Origin of the sequence: Actinosynnema mirum DSM 43827, from assembly GCF_000023245.1 — a bacterium.
In the GTDB taxonomy this organism is placed as follows: domain Bacteria; phylum Actinomycetota; class Actinomycetes; order Mycobacteriales; family Pseudonocardiaceae; genus Actinosynnema; species Actinosynnema mirum.
This window is the reverse complement of record NC_013093.1, coordinates 1993788-2009736: the sequence shown is the minus strand read 5'-3', so window position 1 is coordinate 2009736 and position 15949 is coordinate 1993788. Positions and strand designations below refer to the sequence as shown.

15 protein-coding genes are annotated in these 15949 nt (G+C 74.6%); 6 read left to right on the top strand and 9 right to left on the bottom strand.

The annotated features are described in order from the left end of the window. Positions 1–92: 92 nt before the first annotated feature. Together AMIR_RS09160 and AMIR_RS09155 are read right to left on the bottom strand one after the other, a co-directional pair. Positions 93–2408, bottom strand: coding sequence for a beta-xylosidase/alpha-l-arabinosidase (locus AMIR_RS09160; RefSeq protein ID WP_015800663.1), 2316 nt, complete (start codon positions 2406–2408; stop codon positions 93–95). A gap of 41 nt (positions 2409–2449) precedes the next feature. Then, the gene (locus AMIR_RS09155) at positions 2450–3490 is read right to left on the bottom strand and encodes a LacI family DNA-binding transcriptional regulator (RefSeq protein WP_015800662.1); all 1041 of its coding nucleotides are present in this window, start codon (positions 3488–3490) and stop codon (positions 2450–2452) included. Between the two features lie 267 nt (positions 3491–3757). Here AMIR_RS09155 and AMIR_RS09150 point away from each other — a divergent pair, with 267 nt between their 5' ends. Further along, positions 3758–4801, top strand: a complete 1044-nt coding sequence (locus tag AMIR_RS09150) for a LacI family DNA-binding transcriptional regulator (protein WP_015800661.1) — start codon at positions 3758–3760, stop codon at positions 4799–4801. A 10-nt stretch (positions 4802–4811) separates the two neighbouring features. Here the strand turns inward: AMIR_RS09150 and AMIR_RS09145 are convergent, their stop codons facing one another. The 3 genes from AMIR_RS09145 to AMIR_RS09135 form a co-directional block, all read right to left on the bottom strand. Then, the gene (locus AMIR_RS09145) at positions 4812–5357 is read right to left on the bottom strand and encodes a hypothetical protein (RefSeq protein ID WP_015800660.1); all 546 of its coding nucleotides are present in this window, start codon (positions 5355–5357) and stop codon (positions 4812–4814) included. After that, on the bottom strand, positions 5354–6607 hold the full coding sequence (locus AMIR_RS43030) for a lytic polysaccharide monooxygenase (RefSeq protein WP_222840714.1): 1254 nt from the start codon (positions 6605–6607) through the stop codon (positions 5354–5356). Before AMIR_RS43030 ends, AMIR_RS09145 begins: the two co-directional genes overlap by 4 nt. Positions 6608–6802: 195 nt before the next feature. Continuing rightward, positions 6803–8089, bottom strand: a complete 1287-nt coding sequence (locus tag AMIR_RS09135) for a hypothetical protein (protein ID WP_015800658.1) — start codon at positions 8087–8089, stop codon at positions 6803–6805. A 255-nt stretch (positions 8090–8344) separates the two neighbouring features. On the opposite strand from AMIR_RS09135, the gene AMIR_RS09130 reads away from it, so the two are divergent. Both AMIR_RS09130 and AMIR_RS09125 read left to right on the top strand, forming a co-directional pair. Beyond that, on the top strand, positions 8345–9337 hold the full coding sequence (locus AMIR_RS09130) for a C40 family peptidase (protein WP_015800657.1): 993 nt from the start codon (positions 8345–8347) through the stop codon (positions 9335–9337). 125 nt (positions 9338–9462) lie between these two features. Continuing rightward, positions 9463–9798, top strand: a complete 336-nt coding sequence (locus AMIR_RS09125) for an STAS domain-containing protein (RefSeq protein WP_015800656.1) — start codon at positions 9463–9465, stop codon at positions 9796–9798. A 36-nt stretch (positions 9799–9834) separates the two neighbouring features. On the opposite strand, the gene AMIR_RS09120 is transcribed toward AMIR_RS09125, so the two are convergent. Further along, complete coding sequence (locus AMIR_RS09120) at positions 9835–10569, bottom strand: ATP-binding protein (RefSeq protein ID WP_015800655.1); 735 nt, start codon at positions 10567–10569, stop codon at positions 9835–9837. 573 nt (positions 10570–11142) lie between these two features. On the opposite strand from AMIR_RS09120, the gene AMIR_RS09115 reads away from it, so the two are divergent. Beyond that, positions 11143–11994 (top strand): MerR family transcriptional regulator, encoded by an 852-nt coding sequence (locus AMIR_RS09115; protein WP_118945773.1) that lies wholly within the window; start codon positions 11143–11145, stop codon positions 11992–11994. Between the two features lie 57 nt (positions 11995–12051). Beyond that, positions 12052–12339: a WhiB family transcriptional regulator gene (locus tag AMIR_RS09110; protein WP_015800653.1), complete on the top strand. Its 288-nt coding sequence runs from the start codon at positions 12052–12054 to the stop codon at positions 12337–12339. 48 nt (positions 12340–12387) lie between these two features. Here AMIR_RS09110 and AMIR_RS09105 read toward each other — a convergent pair whose 3' ends face one another. Both AMIR_RS09105 and AMIR_RS09095 read right to left on the bottom strand, forming a co-directional pair. Next, on the bottom strand, positions 12388–12888 hold the full coding sequence (locus tag AMIR_RS09105) for a sunset domain-containing protein (RefSeq protein WP_015800652.1): 501 nt from the start codon (positions 12886–12888) through the stop codon (positions 12388–12390). A 590-nt stretch (positions 12889–13478) separates the two neighbouring features. Continuing rightward, a complete protein-coding gene (locus AMIR_RS09095; RefSeq protein ID WP_015800650.1) occupies positions 13479–14126 on the bottom strand; it encodes a hypothetical protein in 648 nt (215 codons plus the stop codon). Between the two features lie 128 nt (positions 14127–14254). Between AMIR_RS09095 and AMIR_RS09090 the strand changes: the two genes are divergently transcribed. Next, positions 14255–14575 carry an ArsR/SmtB family transcription factor gene (locus AMIR_RS09090; RefSeq protein WP_015800649.1) on the top strand — a complete coding sequence of 107 codons (321 nt, stop codon included), beginning with the start codon at positions 14255–14257 and terminating at the stop codon, positions 14573–14575. Positions 14576–14614: 39 nt separating this feature from the next. On the opposite strand, the gene AMIR_RS09085 is transcribed toward AMIR_RS09090, so the two are convergent. Further along, entirely contained in the window at positions 14615–15943 is a 1329-nt protein-coding gene (locus AMIR_RS09085) for an NAD(P)/FAD-dependent oxidoreductase (RefSeq protein WP_015800648.1), read from the bottom strand. Positions 15944–15949 lie beyond the last annotated feature (6 nt).

Sequence of the window (15949 nt, the reverse complement as noted above, 5' to 3'; positions counted from 1 at the left end):
ACGAGGCTACCCAAACGGGTGAGCCCCGCCTCGCCCAGGGGGCCGCGCGGGTCCACCGCCAGGTCCCCGCGCGGCCCGTTCCGGGGCGGGGGTCAGCCGCTCACCACCTCGACCTCGACCGGGGTCACCAGCACCCGGTCATGGCCGACGACCCTGGTCGCGCCGAGCAGCCGCACCGACTGCTCCCAGCGCACGTCCTCGCTGGAGCACCCGACGAGCAGCCGCAGTTCCCCCGGCTCGACGATCCGGACCCCGTCGCGCCCGGTGAACGACGTGCGGTCGGCGTGCACCCGGAACGCCACGCGCGCCACCTCGCCCGGTTCCAGCTCGACGCGGGCGAACCCGACGAGCTGCCGCTGCGGGCGCACCACCGAGGCGACCGGGTCGTGCAGGTACAGCTGCACCACCTCGGCGCCCGCGACCGCACCCGTGTTGGCCACCTCCAGCGAGACCACCAGCTCGGTCTCGAACTCCTCGGCCGCGGCGAACCCGCCCAGCTCGAAGCTCGTGTACGACAGCCCGTGCCCGAAGCAGAACAGCGGCGTGGGGTCGGCGGAGCTGATCGTGCCCGGCCCGCCGAGCTGGGGCCGCAGGTAGGTGGACGGCTGCCCCGCCGGTCCACGCGGCACCTGCACCGGCAGCTTCCCGGACGGGTTCACCCGCCCGCTGAGCACGCCCGCGACCGCGCCCGCGCCCTCCTCGCCGGGGAAGAACGCCTGCACGACCGCGGCGGCCCGGTCCGTCGCGGGCCCGAGCGCGTAGGGCCTGCCGGTGAGCAGGACCAGCACCACGGGCCGCCCGCAGTCCAGCAGCTCGGTGAGCAGCTGCCCCTGCACGCCCGGCAGCTCCAGGTCCTCGGCGTCGCAGCCCTCGCCGGAGGTGCCGCGCCCGAACAGCCCGGACCGGTCGCCCAGCACCGCGAGCACCACGTCGGACCCTGCGGCCAGCCGGACCGCCTCGGCGAACCCGGACCGGTCCGGCCCGCTGACCTCGCAGCCGGGCGCGGTCACCACCTCGGCGTCGGGGAACTCGGCGCGCACCGCCTGCGCGGCCGTGGCCATCTCCACGCCCAGCGGCACGTCCGGGTGCTGCACGCCCACGTGGTTGGCGAACGAGTAGCAGCCCATCAGCGCCAGCAGGTCGTCCGCGCACGGCCCGACCACCGCGATCCGGGACGGCCCCGCCAGCGGCAGCACCCCGTCGTTGCGCAGCAGCACCACGGACCGCTCGGCGATCGTGCGGGACAGCGCGCGCAGGTGCGGCGGGTCCAGGTCGACGGGCTCGTCGCGCAGCACGGCGGGCGACTCGGGCCGCCAGTCGGCGTCGAGCAGCCCCAGCTCGCACTTCTGGGTGAGCACGCGGGTGACGGCGGTGTCGACGTGCTCGACGGGCACCTGACCCGCGCGCACCAGCTCGGCCAGCGGCTCGCCGTAGCAGCGCACGCTCGGCAGCTCCACGTCCACGCCCGCCGCCAGGGCGAGCGCGGCGGCGGCGCCCGGCGAGTCCGCGACGCCGTGCGCGGTCTCCAGGAACGACACGCCGAAGTAGTCGGCCACGACCGTGCCGGTGAAGCCCCAGCGCTCGCGCAGCAACCCGGTCAGCAGCGACCGGTCCGAGGCGGGCGGCACCCCGTCCACGTCGGCGTAGGAGTGCATGACCGACCGCGCCCCGCCCTCGCGCAGCGCCATCTCGAACGGCACGAGCACCACGTCGGCGAACTCGCGCGCCCCGACCGCCACCGGCGCGTGGTTGCGCCCGCCGCGTGAGGCCGAGTAGCCGGCGAAGTGCTTGAGCGTGGCCACGACGCCGGTCGACTCCAGGCCGCGCACGTAGGCGGCGCCGATCAGGCCGACCAGGTACGGGTCCTCGCCGATGGTCTCCTCGACCCGGCCCCACCGGTAGTCGCGGGTCACGTCGAGCACGGGCGCGAGGCCCTGGTGCACGCCGACGTCGCGCAGCTGCCCGCCGATGCCCTCGGCCATGGCCCGCACCGAGTCAGGGTCGAAGCTCGCGCCCCAGGCCAGCGGCACCGGGAACACGGTGGCCTGCCAGGCGGTGAACCCGGCCAGGCACTCCTCGTGCGCCATGGCGGGCACGCCGAAGCGGCTGCCCGCGACGAGCCTGCGCTGGGTCTCGGCCAGCGACCGCGCGCCGAGCAGCGGGTCGACCGGTCCGGTGCCGAAGACGCGGGTGAGCTGGCCGAGGCCCGGCTTGGTCAGCTCGTCCCACGGCGGCAGCGGCTCGGCGAAGTCGTGCTGCGCCGGGGCCACCTCGGCCCCGTCGCTCGACGCGCCCACCCACACCCCCACCAGCTGCGCGAGCTTCTCCTCCAGGGTCAGCTCGGCCAGCAGCGCGGCGACCCGCTCGGCGACCGGCCGGGCTGGGTCCGCCCAGGTGTTCACGTGCACCGCTTCTCCTCCACCCGCCCGCGTGGTCGCGGGCTGTCCGTTCACCGGCGCGCCCCGGTCGAGGCGCGGACGACGAGTTCGGTGGCCAGCTCGACCCGCTGGGCGCCCAGGGGGCGGCCCGCGATCAGGTCGGCGAGCATCCGGCCGGCGTGCCTGCCCATCTCGGCCAGCGGCTGGCGCACCGTGGTGAGCGCGGGCGACGACCACACCGCGACGGGCAGGTCGTCGAAGCCGACGACGCTCAGCGCCTCCGGGACCGGCAGGCCCGCCACGCGGGCGGCCTCGATGACGCCGAGCGCCTGCTCGTCGTTGCCCGCGAACACGGCGGTGGGCGGGTCGGGCAGGGCGAGCAGCTCGGTGGCGGCGCGCAGGCCGCCGCCGTGCCGGAAGTCGCCGTGCCTGACCAGGGCGGGGTCGACGCCGATGCCCGCGCGGTCGAGCGCGGCGCGGTAGCCGTCGACGCGGGCGCGGCTGCACAGCAGTCCGGGCGGCCCGCCGACGGCGGCGATGCGGCGGTGGCCCAGTTCGAGGAGGTGCTCGGTGGCGGCCAGGCCGCCCGCCCAGTTGGCGGCTCCGACGCTGGGCACGTCCGGCGGGGGCAGGTCGACCGGGTCGATGACGACGACGGGGACGCGGGAGGCGGCGAGCAGGCGGCGGTCGGCCTGGGTGAGGCGGGAGGTGACGACGAGCGCGCCCGCGCGGCGGGCCTCGACCAGGCGGGCGGCCCAGCTCTCGCGGGGAGCGCCGGACTGGCCGGAGCCCAAGGGGCCGGTGCCCGACTGCCCTGCGCCGGACCCGGACAGCCCGGTGGAGGAGACCACGACGTGCAGCCCGGAGTCGACCACGCCCCGGATGACCTCGACCGCCCACGGGCTCTCCAGCGCGGTGAACACCAGGTCCACCAGCGCCCCCGACGCGGCGCGCCGGGCGCCGACCGGGACGTAGTCGTACTCGTCGAGCAGCCTGCGCACGCGCGCCCTGGTCTCGGCGCCGACGTCGTCCTTGCCGTTCAGCACCTTGGAGACCGTCGGCAGGGACACCCCGGCGGCTGCGGCGATGGTGGCCAGTGTGGCTCGACGCATGTGGCCGATAGTATCGAAACCATCTCGAAACACAAGGGCAGGCGTTTACCCTGTTCAGCACGCGATTGACCACAGCTTTTGCCTGCTTGACACCGGGAAGCAACAACCCTACTGTCCTTCGCCAACGAATGTTTCGGACGGGTCGCCCCGCCGAGCAGGACCGACAGTTTTTGCGGGTCCGCCGATTTTTTCGACCGTCCTCGCAGGACTTCCCCCAGGAGTCAGCGAACCGGGGAAACCACCCGTGACCTGCCGTAGACTGCGGCCATGCCGACCAAAGCCGAGTCGTCGTCCTCGGGCAGCACCGCTTCGGGCAAGGTGACGATCGCGGACATCGCCGCCGAGGCCGGGGTGTCGGTCCCGACAGTTTCAAAGGTGATGAACGGCCGCGCCGACGTCGCCGCCACCACCCGCGAGCGGGTCGAGGAGATCATCCGCAGGCACGGCTACCAGCGGCGCGCCGACGAGCGCTCCCGGCGGTCCAACCTGGTGGAGCTGATGTTCCACGAGCTGGAGAGCGCCTGGGCGCTGGAGATCATCCGGGGCGCGGAGCAGGTCGCCTCCGACAGCGGGCTCGCGCTCGTGCTGTCCGAGTCGCAGGGCCGCCCCACCCCCGGCCACGGCTGGCTGGAGGGGGTCATCGCGCGCCGCCCGCTCGCGGTGATCAGCGTCTTCTCCGACCTGACCGGCCAGCAGCTGGCCAAGCTGCGCGCCAGGGACATCCCGGTCGTGGTGGTCGACCCGATCGGCGAGCCGGACCTGGACACCCCGTCGATCGGCGCGACCAACTGGAACGGCGGCCTCACCGCCACCCGGCACCTGATCGAGCTCGGCCACCGCCGCATCGCCATGATCGGCGGCCCCGAGCGGGTGCTGTGCAGCCGCGCCCGCGTCGACGGCTACCGCGCCGCCCTGGAGACCGCCGGGCTGCGGGTGGACACGGGGCTGATCCGGTACGGCGACTTCCACGTCGAGTCCGGCCGCGCCCAGTTCGCGCCGTTGCTGGAGCTGCCCGACCCGCCCACGGCCGTGTTCGCGGGCAGCGACCTGCAGGCGCTGGGCGTCTACGAGGCCGCCCGCGCCGCCGGGCTCAAGATCCCCGACGACCTGAGCGTCGTCGGGTTCGACGACCTCCCGGTCGCCCAGTGGGTGGGCCCGCCGCTGACCACTGTCCGCCAGCCCTTGCAGGACATGGCCGCGGCGGGCACCCGTCTCGCCATCACGCTGGCAAGGGGTGACGAGCCCGAACACCGCCGAATCGAGCTCGCCACGTCCCTCGTCGTGCGGCAGAGCACCGCACGGCCGCGCTAGGCGGGACGCATCATCCGTGGTGGTGGCCCTCGGGCCGCGAGTACACGCAGCCCTCGACGTCCGCGGGCAGCACGTGCCCGAGGTCCTGGCCCTCCACCTGACCGCACCTGAGGTGGTGCAGCCCCAACGACTCCAACCCCAGCGTCCCGCTGAGGGCGAAGCCGTTGCCGAAGCCGAAATCCGGGTCCCCGGAGACCTTCCCCTCCTCCACCGCCCGCTGCCACGCGCGCTGGAAGTCGGCCATCCGCTCCCGGTGGAGCACCACGAGACCGAGCCGCTCGTACGGCTCGACCGCGCAGGTCCCCCACTCCGCCACGAAGGGCGCGTACAGGTCGGCCCGCAGCGGGCCGACGAACTCCGCGAACTCGGCGATCGTGCGCGCCTCCGGGGCCTCGCACTCCCCGGTGCGCTCGCGCACCCAGTCGGCGACCTCGGTCGTGCTGGTCAGCTGCGGGCCCAGCGACCCGGTGCCCAGCACCGGCGAGTCCGACGGCGCGGTGCACGCCGTCGCCCCCACCAGTGCCGAGCCCGCGATCGCCGCGCCCACGAGCGTCACGCCGAGGCGCACGTCGCGCCGCCGAGGGTGAACGCGGCGGGCTTGGCCGGGTTGCCGCCTGCCGTGCCGTTGAAGCCGAAGCTCACCGTGGCGCCGGGGGCGATGCCGGAGTTCCAGCTGACGCCCTTGGCGGTGGCCTTCCCGCCGGACACGACGACCTCCGCGGACCAGGCCGAGGTGATCGACTCGCCCGAGGGCACGTCCCAGGCCAGCTGCCAGGCGCTGACCGCCGAGGTCCCGGTGTTCTTGACCGCGACGTTCGCGGTGAAGCCGCCGGACCACACGCTGGGTGTGGTGTAGGTGACCGCGCAGGTCCCGCCGGGCGTGCCGCCGCCACCGGTGGTGGTGACGCTGACCGGCGAGGACGGGGGCGAGGTGTTGCCCGCCGCGTCGCGGGCGACCACGTAGAACTGGTACGCGGTGCTCGCGGTCAGGCCGGTGACGGTCGCCGAGGGGGTCGTCGTGGTGGCCACGAGCGCGTCGTTGGCGCCCGCCTCGCGGTACACCTGGTAGCCGGTGACGCCGGTGTTGTCGGTGGCCGCGCCCCAGCTCAGGGCGACCGAGCTGCTGGTCGCGGTGGCCGTGGGCGTTCCGGGCGCGGTGGGCGCCTGGGTGTCGCCGGTGTTGTTGCCGCCGGTGAAGACCACGTCGGAGCAGCTGTAGAACGCCTCGGGGCTGTCCGTGCGCTGCCAGATCGAGTAGATGACGTGGCGGCCGGTCTTGTTCGGCAGGGTCGCGTTCCACGCGTACTCGCCGTTCGCGAGCGGCGGGTTCAGGACCGAGTCGAACGGCGCGGGCTCCAGGTCGGACCACTTCAGCGGCTTGGTGACGTCGAAGCCGTCCTTGGTGACGTACTGGTCCCAGGTGCCGGGGTGCGGGGCCCAGGCGTTGTAGCGGAAGGTGATGGGCGCGCCCGCGCGCAGGGTCGTGGACGGCCAGTCGGCGCGGGGCAGGTTGTAGGCGTCGTACTTGGCGGTGGGGCCGCACAGGTCGCCGTCGGCGATGATCTCGCGGTGCTTGCCCGCCGCCTGGCTGATGAGGTTGCCGAACCAGTCCCACAGCGGTTGCTTGCCGCCGAGGGCGACGGCTGCGGCGCAGGCCGGGTTGGCGGGGTTGAGGTCGCCGTTGCCGTTGGCGCGGCCGTCCTCGTAGCAGTGGTAGGTGCGGCTTCCGGGGTAGGTCATGGAGCCGTGCGCGAGCGCCGTTCCACTGGTGCCGAGCACGGTGGTCACGCCGACCACCGCGAGCACGGCTGCCGCCAGTGCTCCTAATCGCCTGGGTCGCAAGGTGTCTCCTTCAGATCGCCGGTGATCTGGGTGCTGACTGGGAGCGCTCCCAGTCACACGATCGCACTCGTGCGGGAACTCCGTCAACAGGGGATTTCAGCGGAACGTCACCGAACGGGCGCGCTCCGTCAGAGTCTGGATCGTCCCCGCCCCTTGCGCTCAGGTCTTGCGCACCGCCCCGGTGAACCCGGCGACGAACAGCGTCGCGAAGCCCCACGCGAGCAGCCGCAGCAGCCAACCGGCGACGCCCAGCGCCTGCCCCGAGGTGGCGCCGGTGGGCTCGCAGCGCGGTGTGGTGGTGAGCAGCGGGGAGCCGACGTCGAGGCCGAACGCGACCCGCTCCACGACCGGGCAGGGGCCCGGCGGCGTCCCGGTCCTGGCCAGGCCGTCGTCACCCAAGGCCAGGGCGAGCGCGACGGCGACCACCAGCACCGCGAGCAGGCACAGCAGCGCGCGCCACGGCTGGTAGCCGTAGCCGAGCAGCAGCCCGGTGAGCCGCGCCCAGGCCCGCTCGCCCGCGCCGAGGGCGCCCCTGGCGAGCTGGTCGCGGCGCTGGGCGACGAGCACCCGGCGGGCCTGCGCGTCGTGCCCGGCGGCGCGGTGGGCGGCGGCGAGGTGCCGGTAGGGCTGGGCGGTGTAGCCGGGGGTGGCCTCGCGCAGCAGGGCGAGCCACTCGGCGGGGTCGATCCCGGTGGGCAGGCCCGCGTGGGTGAGCCCGTCGACGTCGACGCGGCGCTGCGGACCACCGGAGTGCTCGAGGCGGGTGGGCTGGAAGCAGAACTGCTCGCCGACGCGGGCGTTGCGCAGGTCGACCGCGACGTCCAGCTCGCCGCCGACCGCCTCGAGCGCGAGCAGGTAGCAGCCCTGGTCCACGCGCAGGGACCGGGCGGCGAGCGCGGGGCCCTCGGCGTTGACCAGCGACGCGCCGACCAGGGAGGCCCGGCCGAGGCGGGCGTGGGCGAGGACGACGGCGCCGCGCGGTGAGCGCGCCCGGACCTCGCTCAGCTCCAGCGCGAACGCCCTGGTGGCCAGGCCCTCGGCGTCCACCGGCGGCTCGCTCGGGTGGCCGACGCGGCACTCGCGCAGCACGAGCGCGGGCAGGTCGGCGTCGCGGGCGTTGACGCCCTCGTCGAGCAGGCAGCCGAGCAGCTCGACCGGGACGGCGCTGGTGACGTTCTCCAGGTCGAGCCTGCCGGTGACGCGCGCGCCGTGCAGCCGCAGGCCGTGCGGGTCGGGGGTGGGCGCGAGCCTGCCGAGGACGAGGTCGCGGATGACCCGCGCGGAGACCGCGCGCCCCTCCCAGGACCGCCGCTCCCAGCCCTCGACCGGCCGGGGGCCGGTCAGGTCCAGCACCTCGCCGCGCGCGACGTGGTCGACCAGTTGTCGCTCCACGGGCGTCAGCTCGGGCTCGGCGGGCGTCGGGTGCTGGTCCACGGGCGTCGGCACGCGGCCACGGTGGCGGCGGTGGCGTGACCAGACCCACCGTTCACCGGCCCGCAGTGGCGACCACGCAGTGGAATCACCGGAAACCCCCAGGCAGGCGGCGTCACCCTTCCGCCAGGTGACTTCGGTGCCGAAGAGTGACAGGTTCCCGACAGCCAACCCCCTGTAGACGCAGGCCGGTCCGGTCCGTAACCTGACCGAGACCTAGAGCTTTAACCCATTCGGGTGACATGCAGGCTGAGAGAGGAACGCTCGAACGTGGCGTCACGACCCGCACAGCGCACCATCCGCGCGGCACTGGCGACGACCGCCGCCGCCGTTCTGGTCACCGGCCTGCCGCTGACCCAGGCCTCCGCGCAGCCCAGCAGCACCGAGGACGCGCTCAAGAAGTACAACGACCTCTCCACCGAGGCCGGGCGGCTGAACGACGAGCACCTCAAGGCCCAGGAGGACCTGAAGGCCAAGCAGGGCGACCTGGACAAGGCCAACGGCGACCTGCAGAACGCCAGGAGCGCCGAGGAGTCGCACCGCGGCGACGTGGACGCGCTGACCGAGGCCTCGTTCGAGGGCGCCCGGTTCAACCAGCTGTCCGCGCTGCTGGTCAGCGACTCGCAGCAGGACTTCCTCAACCGCGCGACCGCGCTGGAGGTGCTGGCGTCCGCGAACTCGGAGTCGATCCGGGGCCTGTCCGACGCCGTCGTGCAGGCGGACGACGCGCAGAAGCGCGCCAGCGAGGCCACCGAGGGCGCCCGCAAGGCCGCCGAGGACATCTCGAACCGCAAGAACGACCTGGACAAGCAGGTCGGCGAGGCCCGCGAGCAGTACCGCTCGCTCAGCGCCGCGCAGAGGACCACGCTGGCCAGCATCGGCGACACCAGCACCGTGACCGTGCCCGCGGGCACGGCCGGGACGGCGCTGTCGTTCGCGCTGGCGCAGCGCGGCAAGCCGTACGTGTACGGCTCGAACGGCCCGAACTCCTGGGACTGCTCCAGCCTGATCCAGGCCGCGTACCGCCAGGCGGGCGTGTCCGTGCCGCGCACCAGCTACGGCCAGGCCACCGTGGGTCGTTCGGTGTCGCGCAGCGAGGTCAAGGCGGGCGACATCATCGTCTACTACTCCAGCCAGTCGCACGTGGCGATGGCGGTCGACGGGGTGCGCGCGGTGCACGCGTCCACCGAGGGCGTTCCGGTGAAGATCGCGGACATCGACTCGATCGGCCCGATCAGCGTGATCAGGCGCGTCGAGGGCTGAGCCCCGGCGCGCGGGGTGCGGTCCCGGTCCGTTTGGCGATCACCGGACCGCACCCCCTAGGGTGTGCCTCTGGTTGAGCGAACAGCCTCGTCGTAGTCGCACGATCAGGTTGCCGAGGTGTCCCCATGAGTGATTCGGTCGAGCTGTCCGCGACCACGAGCCAGCCGGACTCGGTGCTGGTCAGGGTCGTGGGCGAGCTGGACATCGCCACGGCGCCCACGTTCCGCGACTACGCCCGCGACCGGCTGCCGCCCTCGGGCGGGCGGATGGTGCTGGACCTGGGCGGGGTGGGTCTGCTGCCCGCGTCGGGGATCAACGCGCTGCTGGAGCTGCGGGCGGCGTGCGAGGCGCGCGGGGCGCGGCTGGAGCTGCTGGCGGGCTGCCCGGTGCTGCGCCCGCTGGCGCTGACCGGGCTGCACCGGTTCTTCACGATCACGCCGCTGTCGTCCGAGGCGTCCTGAGCGCGAGCGGTGCGCGCCGCCCGACCGCGCCCGCCGTCAGCGCCCCAGCACCGCCCACACGACCTTGCCGCCGCCGGGCCACGGCGAGTGCCCCCACACCCGGCTCACCGACTCCACCATCCGCATCCCCCGCCCACCGGGGAGCAGGCCGCGCCCGGCGGGCGGTGGCGGCTTCGGCGGGGTCGCGCCGCCGTCGCGGACGGCCACCACGAGGCGTCCACCGCGCAGCTCCAGGCGCAGGCTCGGCGCGGAGCGGGTGTGCTCCAGCGCGTTCTCCACCAGCTCGGTGGCGACCAGCACCGCGTCCTCGATGCGGTCGCCGAGGTCCCAGCGCTCGCACGTCTCGCGCACGAACTGCCGCGCGATCAGCGCGCCGACCGGCGTGTCCGGCAGCAGCGCCTCGTCCCGCCGGGGCTGCGCGGGCTGCTCGACGGCCTCCAGCGCGTCGGCCAGCGTCGGGTAGTGCGGCACGAACCGCCCCGCGCCGCCGCCCGCCAGCGCGGCCCGGTGCGGGTCGGACTCGCCCACCAGCATGATCCGCACGCCCGGCCACTCGGCGACCCGCGTCCACACCGTGGAGAACACCGACATCAGCGCGGGGGTCGCGAACTCGAAGCCGTCGCCGAGCAGGACCACCACGGCGGACGGGCCGGTCACCGCGCACTTGAGCAGGCCGTCGCGCAGCGGGACGTAGGTCGACAGGTCCAGCCTGCCCTCGGGGCGCACGACTGTGGCGCCGTCGACGTGGTCGACGTCGTAGGTGAAGGTCATGGCGCTCTCCCCGATCCGGCCGGCTCCCGCACGCGGCGGCGCCGCCCGCTCAGCCCCCGCCGGTCCGACCTCCCGGCGGGCGCAGCCAACGTAGCCGGTCCGCGACGGGGAACACCCCATCGCGGCGGTCGACCGAGGTCGACGCCACTTCCAGCGCCGGTCGCGCGGCGCGCTCCCGCGCGGGTGGCGCTTCGGCTCCCACCAGGACAATCGGCCGTTCGGCGTCCCCGGAAACCTCTCCGGCCGCCGAACCCGCCGCCGACCTCCGCCCGGCGCGGGCGTTCACCCGGAACGGGGAGCGCGGGCGGCCCGCCGCACGCTGGCCCTACGCACCCGCCAGGCACGTTCGGTGCGACGCCCGTGACGCAAAGTCACCCCACGTTCGGGCCCGCCACCCGCCCGGTGATCCCGGCGCCCGCGCCCGGCTCGGGAGCAGGTCGCGCTGCCCCGAACCGCCCAGCCCGTTCGCCCTGCTGACGCGCTTGTCCGGCGGTGCGCGGGGCAGTCGTTACCATTTTCGTTTCAGAAGCGTTGCACTACCCGATGTGCTGGCGGTGATCTGTGGATAGCGGTGTGCTGTGGAGCCCAGGCGCGGTGGCCAGGATGCTGGCGATCTCGCCCACCACCCTGCGCACGTGGGACCGCCGGTACGGCCTCGGCCCGAGCACCCGCGAGGAGGGCAAGCACCGGCGGTACTCGGCCGAGGACGTGGACCGGCTGCGCAGGATGGTCGCGCTGACCGGTCAGGGCGTGGCTCCCGCGTCGGCCGCCGCGATGGCGCTGTCCGAGCCCGGCGGGGCGGCGGAGGCCCCCGAGCGCCCCGAGGAGGTGACGGCGGCCGAGCGGCGCGGGTTCGCGCGGGCCGCGACCAGGCTGGACGCGCCGCTGATGGTGCGGCTGGTCGGCGAGCTGATCCAGCGGCACGGCGTGGTGCGGGCCTGGGACTGCGCGCTGGTGCCGTTCCTGGTGGCGGCGGGCGAGCGGGCGGCGGCGGACGCGCGCGGCGTGGAGGTCGAGCACCTGGCGACGGCCTGCATCTCGCGGGCGCTGTCGGTGTACGCGCAGGCCGCCGAGCAGCCGCGACTGCCGGTGCTGCTGGCGTGCGCGCCGGAGGAGCAGCACTCGCTGCCGCTGGACGTGCTGGCCGCCGCGCTGGCCGAGCGCGGGTGCGCGTCGCGGAACCTCGGCGCGCGCGTGCCCCCGACCGCCCTGCTCGACGCCACGGCCCTCCTGTCACCCGTTGCGGTGATGGTGTGGGCGCACGCCACCGAGCAGGCCGAGGCGACCCCCGTCGCCGAACTGGTCGAAACCGGACGAACCGTGCTGGTCGGAGGGCCGGGATGGGCGAACGCGCCCGCCGGTTCCCGCTACGTCGGCTCGCTAAACGAGGCGATCGACACAATTCTCAGCTTGAACCGATTCTGAATCGAATTTAGGGTTGGCCAGGTCAACACCGGTCCATTTGCGGAAGGCGTGGTCCCCATGCCAGAGCTGTCCCGACTGCCAGTGCCCGTCGCCGAGTCCTGGGACTGGCAGCTGGAGGGTCTGTGCCGAGGCATGGACAGCGCGCTGTTCTTCCACACGCCGAACGAGCGCGGCTCGTCCCGGCAGAACCGGGAGGCGCGCGCGAAGGAGATCTGCGGTCGCTGCCCGGTGCGCAGGCAGTGCCGCGAGCACGCCCTGGAGGTCGAGGAGACCTACGGCATCTGGGGCGGGCTCGGCGAGAGCGAACTCCGCAGGCTGATCGCCGACCGCCACCGCCGCACCTGAGCGCGGGCAGCGGTTGAGCGCGGCTGGCCGCCGAGCGTCGACGCCCGGTCAGAGCACCGGGCGGGTGGGGGTGGCGGCCTTCGGGCGCCAGCGGGTGTAGCCCGCCTCCTCGGCCTCGGCGATGGAGGAGAACTCCACGTCACCGCGCATCCGGTCGAAGTACGGCGAGTCCGGGGTGTGGAAGACGCGGGTCCGGGAGTTGGCCCTGACCTGGCGCGGGATGACCTGGGTGGTCTCGTTGTTGCCCGGCATCTCCAGCGCGCGCGGGGCCCTGGCGGGCAGCGCCGGGACCTCCTTCACGCCCACCCTGGCGGGCGTGGGGCGCGGGGCCGGGAGGTCGTCCTCGTCCTCGTCGATCTCCGCGTCGAGGATCTCGTCCTCGTCGTAGTCGTCCAGCTCGTCGTCGTAGTCGTCCTCGTCGATCTCCACCACGGGCCTGGAGCGCAGCTCGGCCCGCAGGTCGCGGATCGTGGCCCGCATCGGCAGCCAGCTCAGGACGGCGCCCGCGGTGAACGCGACGGCGCAGATGCCGAAGAACAACCAGAACACCGCGCACTCCTCGACGGCGGATGGGCACGACCGTCGGACGCGCCCAGGGGTATCGGAATCGGGGAGTTCGACTCGGGGAACCGGCTCGTGGGCCGACCCGGCGAACTTCCCGCGACGCTTAGTACCCGAGCGGGCGCCCGCAGTTCCACCGCCTCCCGGCGTCGACGCAGGACATCGGTGACCAATTCACCGTAAGGAGTGACCCCAGGGGCGACTCCCCCACCTGGTCAGCCCGCACTCCCCGGCACCCGCCCCGCACCACCGGAGCGCTCGCCACCCGCCGCCTCCCGAGCCCCGGCGCCCCGCGCACCCGCGTCCCCGGCTCCGGTCGCGCCCGCCTCCGGGGCGCCAGCCACCCGCGCACCCGTCTCCCCGGACCGGCCGACCGGCCGTCCACCGGCCCCCCTGTCGCCGCCTCCCCCGCCGACCGCCTCCCGCTCGGGCTCGCGCCCGCCCACCGGCCCCCGTTCGCGCCCGCCCACCGGCTCCCGCCCCGGATCGGACGGCGCCACCGCCGCGGGCCCCTCGCCCTCCCGCGACCGCTGCTCCACCGCGCCCGGCCAGGCCCCAGCGGCCTCCGGTTCCGTCCTTCAAGCGGCTTGCTCGTACACCACCGTCCGGCACCCGCACCGCTGGCACACCGGGTGCGCGGGCACCCGGATGTCCGCGAGCAGCCGCCGCGAGTCCTCGAAGGTCGGCACCGCCAGCCCCGGCACCAGCAGCGCGTCGAGCGCCTCCCGGTTGCGCCGCCCGCGCGCCCTGGCCCGCTCCACCGGGTCGCGGAACCGGTCGCGCAGCCGCTCCCCCGCCTCCTCGCGGGCGCGCACGCCCTCCTCCGTCAGGTGCGGCACCCGGCGCGGGGCGTTGAGCCGGGCGTTGCGGCGGTTGACCCGCCACCACGCGCCCAGGCTCATCCCCTCCACCGGTGGCCGCGACCGCTGCTCGCCCGCAGGCCACCACGTCCGCAGCCGGGCGCGCAGGAAGTCCTGCGCCACCTGGTCGCGGTGACGGGGCGGGCCCTGCCGGGCGCCGTCGGGGCGGCGGTCGACGGCCGTCAGCACGGCGTCGACGCACCAGCCGTCCGCGAACCAGGGCGCCAGCACGGCGCGCACCCCGGCGCGGTCCGCGTCGGCCCAGTTCGCCCTCAGGCACAGCCCCTCGACCGCCGTGTCGATCTCGTGCTCTGTCTCGGGCACGACACGGCCGGGCCACTGCCGGGGATCGAGGTGAACGCGCATCGCCGTCAGCTCCTTCCGAACACGTCCGATCCACATCCGAACACCTGTTCGGGATAGTGCCACCGACCACCGACAATTCCAGTAACTCAATCTTGACTTATATAAGCCCCGACCTAAACACTGAGGCAGTGCACGCCCTCGACGTTCTTGGTGACCCGATCAGGCGACGCATCCTGGAATTGCTCGCGGACGGCGAGCGGACGGCGGGATCGCTCGCGGAAGTGATCAACGCGGAGTTCGGCATCTCGCAACCCGCGGTCTCCCAGCACCTGCGGGTGCTCAGGGAGAGCGGATTCGCGCGAGTGCGCGCGGAAGGCACGAAACGCCTCTACGAGATCGACGGGACGGCGCTGCGCGAGGTGGACGGCTGGCTGGCGCGGTTCGAGCGGTTCCGGGACGAGCGGTTCCGGGACGAGCGGCCCGGCGCGGGAGCCGCGGACCCGGCCTGACCACGCGCGGCGGGCCCCGGCGGAGCCCGCCGCGCCTCCTCAGCTCCCGGCCTTGACCACCCGGTTCCCCGGCCGGTCCGCGTCCGACAGGCGCACGCCCTCGCGCGGCACCAGCCCGAACTGCACCACCTGCCGCCCGGACAGCAGGTCGGCGATCCACTCGGCGGCCACCCGCACCCGGTTCCCCGGCATCGCCAGCAGGTGGTAGCCGCGCGCCACGATCTTCGCGGGCACCCCGCTCAGCGGCACGCGCAGCGGGTCGGCCACCGCGTCCATCCCGGCCAGGTCGACCACGAACCCCAGGTCGCGGTGCTTGTACCGCTTCACCTGCCCGTGCCCGAGCGAGGCGGCGACGTTCCGCCCGGCCAGCGCGCCCTGCCGCTGCGCGTGCTGCGCGGTCATCGGCGTCGGCTTCCCCCGGTTGTAGTGATCGGGCACGGCGGCCAGGTCGCCCGCCGCGTACACCCCGTCCAGCCCGCGCACCGCCAGCGAGGTGTCCACCACGACCCGCCCGCGCTCCTCCGGCAGCCCGGACGCCTGCACCAGCGGGTCCGGCCGCACGCCCACGCACCACACGACGGTGCGGGTGGGGATCTCGGAGCCGTCGGTGAGCCGCGCGCAGGTGTCGGTGACCTCGGCGACGCTCGTCTTCATCCGCACGTCCACCCCGCGCGACTCGAGGACCTTCCGCGCGGGCCCGGACATGCGCGGGTCCAGCCCCGGCAGCACCCGGTCGGCCATGTCCAGCAGCAACCACCGGCACTCGTCCGGCCGCAGCGCCCCCGGAGCCCCGCGCCGGGCGCGCAGGGCCTCGGCGGTCATCCGCTGCCCCTGCGCGACCAGCTCGGTGCCGGTGTACCCGGCGCCGACCACCACGAACGTGGCGCGCGCCGCCCGCTCGGCCGGGTCGTCGCTCTGCTCGGCCAGCTCGACCTGCCGCAGCACGTGGTCGCGCAGGTACAGCGCCTCGGGCACCGACTTGAACCCGAGCGCGTGCTCGCCGACGCCGGGGACGGACAGCATCCGCGTCACGCTGCCCGCCGTCACGATCAGCCGGTCCCACTCCAGCACCCGCCCGCGCCCCTCCACGTCCACGACCGAGCAGGTGCGCGCCTCGGGGTCGATGCCGGTGGCGGTGCCCAGCACCAGCCGGGTCCGCTTGAGGGTGGAGCGCAGCGGCACCGCGACCCGCCGGGGGTCGAGCGAGCCGCCCGCGACCTCGGGCAGCAGCGGGACGTACAGGGTGTAGTCGGTCGGGTTGACCGCGATCAGCTCGGCGGCGTCGCGCGGCAGCGCCTTCTCCAGCGACTTGAGCGCGTGGAACCCGGCGAACCCGGTCCCGACGACGAGCACCTTCGGCTTGGCCACGGGGTA